Genomic DNA, 14,922 nt, shown 5'->3' with positions numbered 1-14,922 from the left:
GGTTAACGGCCACCAAAGTAGGATAGTGATCAATGGCTTTGGCCTGCCAATTGACGGATGGCCCGTTTGGGTTGACGGATGGGCCTTCTTCGCCAAAGTGGCTTGGCTACGACCGCCGAAAAACTTCGGATAAATGGTAAAGGATTAGACTGACACGAATTTCACGAATACCACAAATTGATTGAGTGTTTTGAGGTTTGTCGTCACTTCGAGTGCGAAGCGTATCGAGAAGTGTTAAAGCTGATTTCAGAATTCTGATATCTGACCATTGGCAACTCATAACTCTTTACATAATACCCCTATCTTTGCATTTTAAATTTTAAACTATGCTTGGTCTTAAACTACCTACAGATTCCAGATGGGTAAATATCGTTGAAAAGAACATTGAAGAAATTTTAACCGACCATGCGTATTGCGAGCAAAAAGCAGCAAGTACTGCAATTTCACTTATTATTGGGTTTCCTGAAAAATCGGAGCTCGTAAAGGAAATGACGGCCTTGGCTCGTGAAGAAATGGGGCATTTTAACATGGTCCACAACAAAATAGTAAAACGTGGATGGGTATTGGGGCGTGAACGAAAGGATGAGTACGTATTGGAGTTGATGAAGTTCTTTCCTAAAGGGGGAAGCCGAGAAACCCATTTAATCCACCGATTGTTGTATGCCGCTTTGATAGAAGCACGAAGTTGCGAGCGATTTAGGTTACTTTCTGAAGAGTTGGACGATGCAGAACTTTCGGAGTTTTACCGAAGCCTAATGGTAAGCGAGGCCAACCACTATACTATGTTCCTCAAATTCGCAAGAAAATATGGGAACCGGGAAGAAGTTGACCAAAAGTGGGAGCAATTACTAGAGTATGAGGCCAAACTCATGGAAAATCTAGGTAAAAGGGAGACCATGCATGGTTAACCCTTTTCGTAGTATAGCGTTTTGATCATTCCATCGGCCAAACCAATCTTGGGGACATGTATTTTTTTGGCACCACTCCATTTAGCGGCGGATAAAAATATTCTGGAAGCTGGAATGATTACATCGGCCCTATCTTGATTCAATCCCAATTCGGAAATTCGGTCGTCATAATCCATACTATTTAGAAAATGATATTGGGCATTCAACCAAATATAGGACAGCGGTTGGTCCATTTTTCTTCCTGACATTTTGTGCAGTTTATTGATGTTTCCACCTGATCCGATAATTTCGACTTTACCATTTTCAGGTAAGTACTCGGTAATCCAATCTTGTAATTGTTTCCAAACTGCTTCACTCATCAAGTCGTTCAAAAGTCTCACCGTTCCTATTTTAAAGGATTTGGAAACCAGAACATTCCCATCTTTAAAGATGGTAAACTCCGTACTCCCCCCACCAACATCCACATAAAGGTAAAATCGGTCTTTTTTGATAAGTTCCTTTAGGTCCGTAGAAGCAATGATGGAGGCTTCCCGCTTACCATCTATGATTTCAATTTGTATTCCTGTGTCTTTAAGGACTTTTTCAACAACTCGCTCTCCATTTTTTGCTTCGCGCAAGGCCGAAGTAGCGCACGCCATATATTTTTCCACGCCGTAAACCTGCATCAGCAAATCAAAGGATTTCATAGCCTTGACCAATCTGTTCAGGTTATGTTCAGATATTACACCATTGGTAAAAGCATCTTCCCCTAAACGTACGGGCACCCTTATAATCTCGCTTTTTTTAAAGGTGACCGGTTTGTCCTTGTGCTCGATGACATTATTCACCAGCAATCGAATAGCATTGGAACCAATATCAATTGCGGCAAATTTTCTGATTTTCAACACTAAGTTCTTAGGATTCTAACTTATCTCGATAATAGTCGTAAAGTGCAAATTGAGACCTTAATTCGGATTCTGAATCATCTTTCTCTTTGTATGCATTGTCCTGCATTTTGGAGAAAACCCGGGCTTTGAAGTTGTCCCTCCATGAAATATCGAATGTATCCAATAGTTCCTGCTTAATACCTCCATCATAAATTGGGCAACCCACTTCCACTCTAAAGTCCAAATTTCTCGTCATCCAATCTGCAGATGAAATATACACCATTGGGTCACCCCCATTACCAAAGATGAACAGTCTAGGGTGCTCCAAAAATTTATCCACCACGCTTATGGCCTCAATATTCTCACTCATTCCTTCAACTCCGGGAATCAAACAGCAAACACCACGAATTATTAATTGTATTTTCACTCCCGCATTACTTGCTTCATACAACTTATCAACCATTTTATAGGAAGTAAAGCTGTTCATTTTGATTTTGATATAGGCTTCCTTACCCATTCGCGCATTCTCAATCTCGTTATCAATGAGCTTGATAAAGGTTGATTTTGTATAGTGCGGAGAAACAATAAGGTGTTTGTACTTGTTGATCTTATAATTGGTCTCGAAAAATTCGAAAACCCTGCTCATGTCTTTTAATATTCCCTCATGAGCGGTAAACAGCGTATAATCGGTATAAATTTTAGCTGTTGACTCATTAAAGTTACCAGTACTGATGAAACCGTACCTTTTTAGGCCCACCGCTTCTTCTCTTTCGACCAGACAAATTTTGCTGTGCACCTTTAGTCCTGGAACGCCGAAAATCAATTTTATACCTTCTGCCTGTAATTGATTGGCATACTTGATATTGGCCTGCTCATCAAAACGAGCTTGGAGCTCAATTTGTACCGTTACCTGTTTACCATTTTTCGCTGCATTAATCAAGGCGGAGGCAACTTGACTATCGCTGGCCAAACGATAAACCGTTAGCTTAATGCTACGGACCTTGGGATCTAGGGCAGCTTCCCTTAAAAACTTGGTCACATAACTAAAGGTGTGATAGGGTGTATAGATCATGTAGTCCTTTTGGGCGATCATTTCCAAAAGACTTCCTGTCATACTTAGTCCTTTCACCGGAAGAGGCTCTATCTTCTTGTACATTAAATCCTGTCTACCCAAGCTTGGAAACCCCATATAGTCACGTCGATTATGATATCGTCCTCCTGGAATCACACTATCCGTATCGATAATGTTCATTTTTTCCTTTAGGAATTGAAGGGTATCCTTATCTATCTGCTTATCGTAAACAAAACGTACTGGATCGCTTATTTTCCGGTGCTCGACGCTGGAGGATATTTTTTCGATAAAACTTTTGGTAAGATCATTGTCGATATCAAGTTCGGCATCGCGGGTAATTTTAATCATATGGGCCGAAATGGATTCGAATTCAAACATTGTAAAGATGCTGTCTAAACAATACCTAATCAAATCATCCAAAATGATGATGTAATTCTTGTCACCTTCTTTTGGAAGCACAATAAAGCGATCAATTCCTTTTGGAATTTCTATTAGTGCATAACGATTTTTTTCATTTGAGTCGGAAGTTTCATCATGTTTCATCACGATTTTCACTGCCAAATAGGCTGCTGTATCCTTCAATAAGGGAAACTCGGTCAAATCGTTCAAAATGATGGTCATCAATTCCTGATTCACCTTCTTGAAGAAGTATTCCCTGATAAACTCTGCCTGATTTTCGTTGACCTCATTTTCATTTATAATGAAAATGTTTTCTTTTTTCAGCTCTTCGTCTATACTATTCAAAATTTCGAGACTCCTCGCCTGCTGGCCAATCACAATTTTGGTAATCTCTTCCAAAAGATCCTTGGCCTTCTCGCCTCCGAGAACACTCTTCCCCTTTTTTCCTGCATCAACAATACGTTTGACCGTAGCATATCTTACTTTGAAAAATTCATCAAGGTTGTTACTGAAAATCCCAAGAAATCTGAGCCTATCAATCAGAGGAACCCGTTTATCCGCACTTTCTTGAAGTACTCTTGCATTAAAATGCAGCCAACTGATTTCCCTGTTTACGTATTCGTTTTTGGTTTTTACCATTTATCCTCTCAAGTGTTTTGGAAAAATAATTTCTTCTGTGGTTCCTTTTGAAATTTTGGACCAATCATTGGTATCAAATATAATTTGTACCAAGCCCGCTGTAGGAACGTTGTCAATATACTGATCTCCCCAAGTATTTGCAAGGGATGTAAAGGCATAATTATGTCCAAAAATCACAATGTTGACAAATTTATTATCTAAACCTTGGACGAACCTTTCAACTCCCTGCCCCGAAAAATCATATAAGTCCTCAGCCACCATAAACTGATTTAAAGAATAGTCTATGTTTCTCAAAAAAATCATACTGGTATGCAAGGCCCTATTGGCCGGACTGGAAAAAGCAAAATCAATCTCAACCTTTTTCTTTTTGAACTTCTCAGCCACCAGATGGGCATCGTTAATCCCTCTTTCTTTCAAAGGTCGATCCTTGTCTGAAACTTGATAGTCCCAAGAGGATTTTCCGTGTCGTATCAGTATGATTCTTTTCATGTCTGTAAATTATGGGGCCAAACGCTCTATTTTCCAATCAAAGTCATTCTGAAGGGTATATCGGATTCGATCATGTAATCTATTAGGACGGCCCTGCCAAAATTCGAAAGACACTGGTCTCACCAAATATCCTCCCCAATGTTCAGGTCTAGGAATCTCCTTTCCCTCATATTTTTCTTCTAGATTTTTCAATTTCTCCTCAAGTACCTCCCTTGATGAAATAACCTCACTCTGATCAGAGACCACAGCTCCGAGTTGGCTTCCAACGGGTCGGGATTCAAAATATCCATCAGACAGATTTTCCGCAATCTTTTCTGCCTTTCCTTTGATGATAACCTGGCGTTCTAGATTGGGCCAAAAAAATGAAAGGCAGATCACAGGGTTTTCATTTAAGGCTTTTCCTTTTTCACTTTTATAGTTAGAATAAAAAATAAAGCCCTCATGGGTGTACTTTTTCATGAGCACTACCCTATTCTTTGGAAATCCGTCAAGGCCGATAGTAGATATCGTCATGGCATTGGGTTCGTCCAATCCATCTGTTGCTTCAACCTCGTAGAACCATTTTTGAAACTGTTCCATAGGGTTTTCCTTAATGGAACCTTCCGTCAGTTCACTTTTCTCGTAAGACTTTCTGTAATTGCTTAAATCCTTTTGCATTTGGCCTGCTGTTGCTACCTTCAAATTTCAGCAAAAGAAAGGAGATTAAAAAGGTAAGATGGCTTTTGTTTACGGTTTGACACGAATCCCACAAATTAGCACCAATTGTTATTGTAAATAAGGAAAAAAGGGTTGAGGGTTGAGGGTTGAGGGTTGAGGGTTGAGGGTTGAGGGTTGAGGGTTGAGGGTTGAGGGTTGAGGGTTGAGTAAAATATCAGTTTGATGAAGTTTGTGCAATTTGTGTCAAACTAAATAAGCTCCGCAAGAATTTAATCTATTTGGACGGAATATATACCCTGTTAAATCTCGAAGGATTTGCCATCATCAGCCAATTCCACCTCGGAAAAAACTTGGGAAGCCTCTTCTTTAAAAAGCTCTATCGATTTATATCGTGTGGAATAATGCCCTAGAACCAACTTTCCTACATTGGCCTTCTTTGCAATCTGCGCAGCCTGTTTGGCCGTAGTGTGCTTGGTTTTGGTGCCTAAATGCGCTTCAGTCTCTAAAAAAGTGGACTCATGGTACAGTAAATCCACATTTTCGATTATGGGTAAAATGGTTTCATTATAAACCGTATCACTGCAAAAAGCATAGCTTTTGGGCTTTGGCGGGTCATGGGTCAAATCGACATTGGAAACTTCCTGACCATTCTCCTGAACACCATTTGCCCCATTTTTAATATTGTTGTATTGACTTCGGTCAATCTCATATTTGGCGACTGCATCAATATCCAATTTACGAGGTTGGGGCTTTTCTTTAAATAAGAATCCATTGGTGTATACCCTATGATTCAAAGGAATGGTTTCAACACTGACTGCATCATCTTCGAAAATCAACATGGATTCCTTACTTTCCAGTTCATGAAAAATCAAAGGATAGTTGGTCCAAGAATCCCCTAATTTTAAAAACAAGGTAATGGCTTCCTTAATTCCTTTTGGCCCATAGATGTGCAGTTCCGATTCCCTTCCCAAGAGTCTAAAAGTGGAGATTAAGCCTGGTAATCCAAAAAAATGATCCCCATGCAGATGTGAAATGAAAATATGCTTTATCCTGGAAAACTTAACCTTATTTTTCCTTAACTGTACCTGGGTACCTTCCCCACAATCAATTAAAAAAAGGTGGTTTCTAATTTCGAGGACCTGGGCGGTTGGATTTGTAAAAGTTCGGGGAGTGGCGGAATAACATCCGAGAATCGTCAACTTCATATTCCCAAATCCCGTTCTATTTCTTCCATTTCAATCAAGTCCTTAGCCTCCTGAATCGTTGGGACCACAGTAATCTCATCCGGAATTTCCTCATAACTGACCTTGTTCGTGACCAAAATAAAGGACTTGTTGGCTTTTTTATGGGTATTGGAAATTTGCAAAAACTCCAATATATCGCCAGCTGTGAGCTTACTGAAAGAAAATAGGTTCACAACAATATTATCATGCTTTAACTTTGGATAGGCCTTCTGTAAATTTTCCATAAAGGTGGAAAGCGAGGTTTTCTCCTGGAAAACAATGGTTGTTGTTCCGTCCTTGTCGAAAATCATCTTGTTATTTTTTTGCTACCAATAAATAAATCACTGCCATTCTAATGGCTACTCCATTCTCTACTTGCTCTAAGATAATGGATTGATCTGAATCTGCAACATCACTGGTGATTTCTACCCCTCGATTAATTGGACCGGGGTGCATGATAACAATTTGCTTGTCCAAACTGTTCAGCAATTGCTTATTGATCCCGAATTGTTGGGTATATTCCCTTGTGGAGGGAAAGTAGCTGATATCCATACGTTCGTTCTGAACGCGAAGCATATTGGCCACATCGCACCATTCCAAAGCTTTTCTCAGGTTGGTTTCGACCTTCACCCCTAAGGATTCTATGTGTTTTGGAATCAATGTTTTTGGGCCACAAACTTTTACATTGGCTCCCTGTAATTTTAAGGCAAAAATATTGGATAAGGCCACCCGAGAGTGCAAAATATCTCCTACAATCACGACATTCTTTCCACCAATGTCCCCGAGCTTTTCTCGAATGGAGTAAGAATCCAACAAGGCTTGTGTAGGGTGCTCATGAGCCCCATCTCCCGCGTTTATGATGGAAGCTTTTACATGTTTTGATAAAAATATACCTGCTCCTGGGTTAGGATGGCGCATCACCACCATATCCACTTTCATGGATAGGATATTGTTTACTGTATCGATTAGGGTCTCCCCTTTTTTCACGGATGACTGAGAGGCTGAAAAGTTGATGACATCGGCCGAAAGGCGCTTTTCCGCCAACTCAAAAGAGAGTTTCGTTCGGGTACTATTTTCAAAAAAGATATTGGCGATCGTGGTATCCCGAAGCGTAGGCACCTTTTTTATGGATCGATTGATAACTTCCTTAAAGTGATCGGCTGTTTCAAAAATGAGTGCGATATCTTTTTTATCAAGATATTTTATCCCCAGCAGGTGATCTACACTTAATTCACTCATCTTTTATTATTTGCTTACTAAATACACAATGTCCTTCCCGTCATTTTCTTCCCACATCACCTTCACCTTTTCCTCATTTATGGCATCTACCTGTCTTCCTCTATAATTCGGTTGAATGGGCAAGTGTCTGCTGAATCTTCTATCAATCAAAGTCAATAATTCGATATCAGATGGCCTCCCGAAGGATTGAATAGCTGTCAGTGCTGCCCTAATACTCCTTCCCGTATACAAAACATCGTCTATAAAGACCACATTTTTGTCCTCTACCAAAAAGTCGATTTTAGTGGTGTTGGCCTTGAGGGTTTTATCCCCTCTTCCAAAATCATCCCTATAAAAAGTGATATCCAAAAAGCCAAGCTCTATATTCTTGACCTTGTACTCGTCCCGTAAAATCTTGGCTAATCGCTCTGCCAAAAAAACCCCTCTAGGTTGAATACCTATTAAAGCGGTATTAGAGAAATCTAAGTGGTTTTCTAAAAGTTGACAGGCTAAACGGTGCAGTATGATGTTAATTTCTTTGGAGGTAAGAAGTACTTTTTGACTCATATGCTATGCGACCGACTCAGTTGTATGCAAAAGTAAACAATTCTTTAGAATGAAATGGGCATAAAAAAGCCCCGATGTTACCAACGGGGCTTTCCAATTATATTAAGAAGCTTGATTACTTTTTAGCGTCAGCTTCCATTTTATCTTTCAATGCTTGCAATTGAGCATTTGCATCACCAAGTGTTGGTGCAGCTTCATCCGAAGATGAAGAACGCTTTTTAGCAGATCTAACATTACGTTCTTCTTGCTCTCTAAAGATAGCTGTGTGACTAGCTACCACTCGTTTGAAGTCTTTGTTGAATTCAATAATTTTGAAATCAACTTCTTCTCCTTTAACAAGTTTCTTACCGTCTTCTTTCTCCATGTGACGTGAAGGAACAAATCCTACGATGTCATCGTTAAAGTTAACGGTAGCTCCTTTGTCAACAACCTCTGCAATTGCAGCTTTGTGCACAGTTCCTTCTGCGAACTCCTCAGCGTATTTATCCCAAGGATTCTCAGTAGTTTGCTTGTGCCCAAGGCTCAACTTACGTCCTTCAACATCTAATTCCAATACTTCTACTTCCAGAGTATCGCCTACAGTAACAAACTCACTTGGATGCTTGATTTTCTTGGTCCAAGAAAGATCAGAGATATAAATCAATCCGTCGATTCCTTCTTCCATTTCAACAAACACACCAAAGTTGGTAAAGTTTCTTACGATTCCTTTATGTCTAGAACCTACAGGATATTTAGAAGTAATATCGGTCCATGGGTCTGGAGTCAATTGCTTGATACCCAAAGACATTTTTCTATCTTCTCTATCCAAAGTCAACACAACTGCCTCAACTTCGTCACCAACATTTACGAAATCCTGAGCTGAACGCAAGTGCGTAGACCAAGACATTTCAGAAACGTGGATCAATCCTTCTACACCTTCAGCAACTTCGATAAAGGCACCGTAATCAGCAATAACTACCACTTTACCTTTTACTTTATCTCCAATCTTGATCTCATCACCTAGAGCATCCCATGGATGTTTCTCCAATTGCTTAAGACCTAATTGGATTCTTGATTTGTTATCATCGAAGTCAAGGATAACAACGTTCAATTTCTGATCCAATTCAACAACCTCGTTCGGGTGGTTGATTCGGCTCCAAGAAAGGTCGGTAATGTGAATCAATCCGTCTACACCACCAAGGTCGATGAACACACCATAAGAAGTAACATTCTTCACGATACCTTCAAGTACTTGACCTTTTTCAAGTTGACCGATGATTTCTTTCTTCTGCTCTTCGATATCAGCCTCGATAAGTGCTTTGTGTGAAACAACAACGTTCTTGAACTCGTGGTTGATCTTCACCACTTTGAACTCCATGGTCTTACCAACATACTGATCGTAATCACGGATAGGCTTCACATCGATTTGAGAACCTGGCAAGAACGCCTCGATTCCAAATACGTCAACGATCATACCTCCTTTGGTTCTGCATTTTACAAAACCTGTAACAATCTCCTCTTTGTCGTGGGCCGCATTAACGCGATCCCAAGCCATGATGGTTCTTGCTTTTCTGTGAGACAATACCAATTGACCGGTCTTGTCTTCACGAATATCAATAAGTACCTCAACTTTATCTCCTACCTTAAGGTCTGGATTGTAACGGAACTCGTTCAAAGAAATAACTCCTTCGGACTTGGCGTTGATGTCGATAATGGCCTCACGGTCTGTCATGTGAACCACTTTACCCTCAACTACCTCTTCATCGGCAGTATCAACAAAGTTTGCTTCAACAAGCTTTTCAAACTCATCTAACTTGCTGTCATCAACTTTTTCAATACCCTCTTCGTACTTCTCCCAATCGAAACTTTCCAAAAACTCCTTAGAATCTTGTTGGGTCTGAACTTCTTCTTTAACTTCTACAGCTGGAGCAGTTTCTTCTACTTCAACTTTTGCTTTTTCTTCAGTCATATGCTGATTTAATTTGTATTCCACGAGTCTACAAGAGTTGGACAATCGCTGTGGAAGCTGTTATGTTTAAATTTTTAATTCCCTTTTACCCTTGTCTCTTTGCCAAAAAGGAGTGCAAAAATACAATTAATTCCTTGTTTTACAAACCCTTATTGGCAGTTGTTTATCTTCATCGATAATTAATGAAAATTTGGGACGAAATGTGACTTTTATCCATATCTTGTTTCATACTATTAACCATTAAATTTAATACAGCAATTATGAGTGTAAAAGCAAAATACCAAGCAGTTTTAGATCTTGGGCAGAAATTGGCCATTAAAAATGGTGATGTTTCTGAAGACGCCGGCATTTTAAAGATTAAAGGTGAGGCGAACACGCCTTATGAAAAAAACGTCCTTTGGGACAAGATCAAGGAAATTGGCGGTCAAAGCCCAAGTGATATTAAAGCAAATATTACCGTTTCTGACGATTCAGTTTATCACAGACATACCGTTCAAAGTGGGGAGTCTTTAAGTAAAATTGCCAAGCATTATTATGGTGATGCCATGAAATACAACAAGATTTTTGAAGCGAATACCAACATCCTTAAAAATCCAGATGTAATTCATCCAGATCAGGTTTTGGTGATTCCGAATATCTAGAAAATGGCGTAGCTATCTACTAGAGTTAGATTTTAACAAAAATAAAAGGGGGGTGCTTTATAAAAAGTCACCCCTCCTTTTTTTCTTATGGTTTTAAAGATTAATTTAAACTTCTAATTGATATTTTATACATCCAGTAAATCATTAATATGTGGCAGCTTAATTTCAGTAAACCATCTGTAACCATACTTACTACTAATATTCTTCCTGTTATTGTCTGTATACTGTTATTTTTCTCGCACTTAAATAAAGTAAATGCGCAGCCCAAACCTTCTATGGTTGAAGACGTCGCCGTTGAAATAAACTCCATTTCTCCCAATGACACGGATTTTTCTGATTTAATAGCGTTAAAAAATATTATCGGTGATTCTAGAATTGTACTCTTGGGAGAGCAATCACATGGAGGAGGTTCTACATATTCAGCCAAGGTTAGATTAATCAAGTTCCTTCATCAAGAAATGGGTTTTGAGGTCATGGCTTTTGAAAGTGGAATGTATGATTGTGCCAAAATATGGCAACATATGTTAACCGGTAAAAAAATGAGAGATGAAGTATTGAACAGCATGTTTTATATGTATGCAACTAGTACTGAGGTAAAACCACTGTTTAATTATATGGATCAGCAAATGGGAGGCGCAAAGCCACTTTCTTTTTGTGGAATGGATAGTCAGCATACCGGAGAAAAGTCAAAACAATATCTTATTTCAGATCTAAAAACGTTTTTGAAAAAAAACAACTCGGTTATTCAAAATCAAAAATCCTGGGAAGTTTTTGAAAGAAAAATTGCTGATATCATAAACATGGATAGAAGCACAACAGATGAAGACAAAACTGAATTTTATAAAGTCATAGGTAATCTCAAATTGGAGTTAGCCAACTTTAAACCCAAGGAGTCTGGTTTTTTGAATAATTCAGGCTTTTGGATAGAAATCATAAACAGCTTGGAATCTCAAGGAAAAAGATATTGGGGAGATATTGAGGATATGGACAGAGACAGGCAAATGGCAAGTAATATGAGTTGGCTGTTAAAGAATACCCACAAAGATAAAAAGGTAATTATCTGGGCCCACAACTTTCATATAGCCCGAGGACTAAACCCTGTATTACCTATGGGACATTTTCTAAAAAAAGAATTTGGCGAAGAAATGTATGCTATTGGATTTACAGGTTACAATGGTGAATTTATCAATTTTGTGAATGATAAAAGGGTGTCAATAGCAAAACCATCCAAGTCAAGTGTTGAGCAGTCAATCAAAAATTTAGGTTGGCCCTATGCCATGATTGATCTTAGACACCTAGCCGAAAATTCCACGTTAAAGCAACAACAAAAAGGAAGGTTATTTAATTTTAATGAGCATTCTTTTGTTTTGCCCAAGGTGTTCGATGGTCTTTTTTACATTGAAACTACCACCCCCACTATACGGGAATAAAAAACAGTTATTCTTGAATTGTCCATAGCAAATAATCATAAGTACCCTCAAACAGAGTTCTTCGAGACTTAATTTATAAATTCCAGATTTTCGTAATTCCGAATCTGTAAAATTAATTTTAGTTCAGTACACACGGCTAGGCGTGGTTTTATGCTTGGCCGTTTTTTATTTCCCAAGGCTTGATGCGAATTATTCTAATTTTCTAAAATTTAAGGTGCTCCCTTCTGTTTTCTAGCCTTTGTTGGACTTTTAATCAGAAATTCCCGAACTTCACTTAGTCATCGCTACCATACATCTGAAAAATGACAAGAAAACAGAAAAAAATAATTTGTTTAACAACTTGTATTCTAGGTAGCGTCTTACTGGTTTTACAATCATGCCGAATAAATTCCAAAAACAAAACCAAACCGAACATTGTACTGATTCTAACAGATGATCAGGGCTGGGGTGATTTGGGTATCAATGGAAATTTGAATTTACAAACTCCGAATATTGACAACTTAGGAAAAAAAGGTGTTCAATTTACCAGATTTTATGTGAGCCCGGTTTGTTCACCGACAAGAGCGGAAATTCTTACCGGAAGATATCACCCACGCGGAGGTATCTATTCCACCTCACAAGGAGGTGAACGATTGGATCTAGATGAGAAGACAATAGCTGACATTTTAAAATCCAATGGTTATGATACAGCTGCTTTTGGTAAATGGCATAATGGATCTCAACCTCCCTATCATCCCAATAATAGAGGTTTTGATGAATTCTATGGCTTTTGTTCCGGTCATTGGGGCAACTATTTCAATCCCATGCTCGAAAAGAATGGACAAATCACAAATAGTGATGGGTTCATTATTGACGATTTGACCAATAAAGCACTTGAATACATCCAAAATAAAAAGAGTCAACCCTTTTTCATCTATATGGCATACAATACTCCTCACAGCCCAATGCAAGTGCCTGATAAATGGTGGAATAAATATAAAGGTGCAACCATTGATTCGACGCATAGGTACGGTAGCAAGGAAAATGTTATTAAAACTCGTGCTGCCTTGGCGCTATGTGAAAACATTGATTGGAATGTAGGTAGAATTGTAACTAAATTGGATAGCTTAAGCCTGCTTGAAAACACTATCGTCATATATATGTCAGACAATGGACCCAATGGTTGGCGATGGAATGATGGGCTCAAAGGCATAAAAGGCCATACGGATGAAGGTGGAGTACGATCTCCTTTTATCATGTATTGGAAAGACATGTTGAAACCACAAAAAATTGATAAAATAGCAAGCGCAATTGATATTTTACCCTCTTTGGTTGATTTGGTCAATATCTCTAACCCATTAAGCAAACCATTGGATGGCACAAGTTTAAAACCTCTACTTTGGGAATCACAAGATTCTTGGAAAGATCGGTATGTATTCAGTCATTGGAACGGAAAAGTCAGTGTACGAAACCAACGGTATATGCTTGATCATTCCAATCAATTGTATGACCTAACTTCAGATCCTGGACAAACAGATATTATCAAACAACCATCAGATTCTTTGCTCTCTGAACTGATCTCAGTAAAGAAAAATTGGATGAACAATGTGCTAGGAGAACTTGATCGTAGTAGAAAAGAAGTATTTCCCGTTGGGTTTCTGGGAAGTAAATATACACACCTACCAGCTCGCGATGCGGTTCCCCATGGCAATATTACAAGATCAAGCCGATGGCCCAATTCCTCCCATTTTACCAATTGGAAAACTGTAAGCGATAGTATTACCTGGGATTGCGACATACTTGCCAGAGGCAAATACAAAGCAACAATCTACTACACATGTGAAGCATCCGCAATCGGATCTACGCTGTTATTGAAACAAGGTGAAAATGAAGTTCAAACCATGATAACGCAAGCGCATGATTCACCATTTATAGGAGCAGAATTTGATCGTACCGAGAGAGAAGAATCGTTCGAAAAAGACTTTAAGGCCTTAGAAATGGGAGTACTGAACATGGACAAAGGACTTCAATCTATTTGTTTGAAAGCTTCAGAAATGAAAGGTTCAAAATTCATAGATTTTCGATTACTCGTTTTAGAACACATTAAATAAAAAAGTTTTGAGCACTTCTTTGAGAGGCAAGCAAACTATTAAAGCAAAAAAAGAAATCTTACTTCTTTAAAATTACCCGTTGGGCAAAATTAAGAATCCGCTCAAACTGCTCTTCGAGTCCCATATCACTATTATCAAACTCAATGGAGTCATCGGCCTTGCGCAGGGGTGATGTTTCACGGGTGGAATCGATATAATCTCGTTTTTGAACGTTTTCCAACACTGCTTCGTATGTGACTTCTTCTCCCCTATCCAACAGTTCTTTATAGCGACGAGTGGCACGTGCTTCTGGGGAGGCCGTCATGAATATTTTTAGTTCAGCATTGGGAAAAACCACGGTTCCAATATCCCTTCCGTCCATCACAATGCCTTTTTCAACACCCATTCGTTGCTGCATTTCCACCAATTTGTGTCGTACCTCTGGAATGGTTGCCACCTTGCTTACTTGACCTGAAACCCGCATGGTTCGGATTTCTTTTTCCACATTTTGCCCATTCAAGTACATTTCTGAAATGCCTAAATCGGCATTGGGAACAAACTTTAGGTGGATATTGGGTAAATCTTGAACCAATCCCTCAAGATTTTCATTTTCCCCAACATAGCTTTTCTCCAAAGCATATAAGGTCACTGCCCGATACATGGCTCCAGTATCCACATAAATATAGTTGAGAGCTTTGGCCAGTTGCTTGGCAATGGTACTCTTTCCTGTAGACGAGTATCCATCTATGGCTATGGTGATTTTTCGCATGGAGTAAAAATAAGGAGAAGTGGATAA

The 14,922-nt window shown here is 39.0% G+C and carries 14 protein-coding genes; 4 read left to right on the top strand and 10 right to left on the bottom strand.

Annotated features, from left to right (window positions below; genetic code table 11):
• The first annotated feature begins 326 nt into the window (after nt 1-326).
• Nucleotides 327-908 carry a MiaE family protein gene (locus tag E4661_RS13350; RefSeq protein ID WP_136467954.1) on the top strand — a complete coding sequence of 194 codons (582 nt, stop codon included), beginning with the start codon at nt 327-329 and terminating at the stop codon, nt 906-908.
• Here the strand turns inward: E4661_RS13350 and E4661_RS13345 are convergent.
• The 9 genes from E4661_RS13345 to rpsA form a co-directional block, all read right to left on the bottom strand.
• Nucleotides 905-1,792, bottom strand: a complete 888-nt coding sequence (locus tag E4661_RS13345) for a Ppx/GppA phosphatase family protein (RefSeq protein ID WP_136467953.1) — start codon at nt 1,790-1,792, stop codon at nt 905-907. The two genes, E4661_RS13350 and E4661_RS13345, sit on opposite strands and share 4 nt — an antisense overlap.
• Before the next feature lie 10 nt (nt 1,793-1,802).
• Complete coding sequence (ppk1, locus tag E4661_RS13340) at nt 1,803-3,884, bottom strand: polyphosphate kinase 1 (RefSeq protein WP_136467952.1); 2,082 nt, start codon at nt 3,882-3,884, stop codon at nt 1,803-1,805.
• On the bottom strand, nt 3,885-4,373 hold the full coding sequence (locus tag E4661_RS13335; protein WP_136467951.1) for a SixA phosphatase family protein: 489 nt from the start codon (nt 4,371-4,373) through the stop codon (nt 3,885-3,887).
• Nucleotides 4,374-4,382: 9 nt separating this feature from the next.
• Nucleotides 4,383-5,030 carry a pyridoxamine 5'-phosphate oxidase gene (pdxH, locus tag E4661_RS13330; protein ID WP_136467950.1) on the bottom strand — a complete coding sequence of 216 codons (648 nt, stop codon included), beginning with the start codon at nt 5,028-5,030 and terminating at the stop codon, nt 4,383-4,385.
• A gap of 299 nt (nt 5,031-5,329) precedes the next feature.
• On the bottom strand, nt 5,330-6,235 hold the full coding sequence (locus E4661_RS13320; RefSeq protein ID WP_136467949.1) for a ribonuclease Z: 906 nt from the start codon (nt 6,233-6,235) through the stop codon (nt 5,330-5,332).
• A complete protein-coding gene (locus E4661_RS13315; RefSeq protein WP_136467948.1) occupies nt 6,232-6,564 on the bottom strand; it encodes a ribonuclease Z in 333 nt (110 codons plus the stop codon). Before E4661_RS13315 ends, E4661_RS13320 begins: the two co-directional genes overlap by 4 nt.
• Nucleotides 6,565-6,568: 4 nt before the next feature.
• A complete protein-coding gene (locus tag E4661_RS13310) occupies nt 6,569-7,492 on the bottom strand; it encodes an aspartate carbamoyltransferase catalytic subunit (RefSeq protein ID WP_136467947.1) in 924 nt (307 codons plus the stop codon).
• Between the two features lie 6 nt (nt 7,493-7,498).
• A complete protein-coding gene (pyrR, locus tag E4661_RS13305; protein ID WP_136467946.1) occupies nt 7,499-8,038 on the bottom strand; it encodes a bifunctional pyr operon transcriptional regulator/uracil phosphoribosyltransferase PyrR in 540 nt (179 codons plus the stop codon).
• A 115-nt stretch (nt 8,039-8,153) separates the two neighbouring features.
• On the bottom strand, nt 8,154-9,986 hold the full coding sequence (gene rpsA, locus E4661_RS13300; protein WP_136467945.1) for a 30S ribosomal protein S1: 1,833 nt from the start codon (nt 9,984-9,986) through the stop codon (nt 8,154-8,156).
• A gap of 260 nt (nt 9,987-10,246) precedes the next feature.
• On the opposite strand from rpsA, the gene E4661_RS13295 reads away from it, so the two are divergent.
• The 3 genes from E4661_RS13295 (at nt 10,247) to E4661_RS13285 (ending at nt 14,147) form a co-directional block, all read left to right on the top strand.
• On the top strand, nt 10,247-10,627 hold the full coding sequence (locus E4661_RS13295; RefSeq protein ID WP_136467944.1) for a LysM peptidoglycan-binding domain-containing protein: 381 nt from the start codon (nt 10,247-10,249) through the stop codon (nt 10,625-10,627).
• A gap of 149 nt (nt 10,628-10,776) precedes the next feature.
• Complete coding sequence (locus E4661_RS13290; protein ID WP_136467943.1) at nt 10,777-12,057, top strand: erythromycin esterase family protein; 1,281 nt, start codon at nt 10,777-10,779, stop codon at nt 12,055-12,057.
• Between the two features lie 302 nt (nt 12,058-12,359).
• Nucleotides 12,360-14,147, top strand: coding sequence for an arylsulfatase (locus E4661_RS13285; protein ID WP_136467942.1), 1,788 nt, complete (start codon nt 12,360-12,362; stop codon nt 14,145-14,147).
• A 58-nt stretch (nt 14,148-14,205) separates the two neighbouring features.
• On the opposite strand, the gene cmk is transcribed toward E4661_RS13285, so the two are convergent.
• Nucleotides 14,206-14,895 (bottom strand): (d)CMP kinase, encoded by a 690-nt coding sequence (gene cmk, locus E4661_RS13280; RefSeq protein WP_136467941.1) that lies wholly within the window; start codon nt 14,893-14,895, stop codon nt 14,206-14,208.
• Between the last annotated feature and the right edge of the window lie 27 nt (nt 14,896-14,922).

It is taken from the genome of Flagellimonas onchidii, assembly GCF_004804315.1.
Lineage (GTDB): Bacteria > Bacteroidota > Bacteroidia > Flavobacteriales > Flavobacteriaceae > Flagellimonas > Flagellimonas onchidii.
The sequence above is the reverse complement of the archived record's forward strand: the minus strand, read 5'-3'. Positions and strand labels throughout refer to the sequence as shown.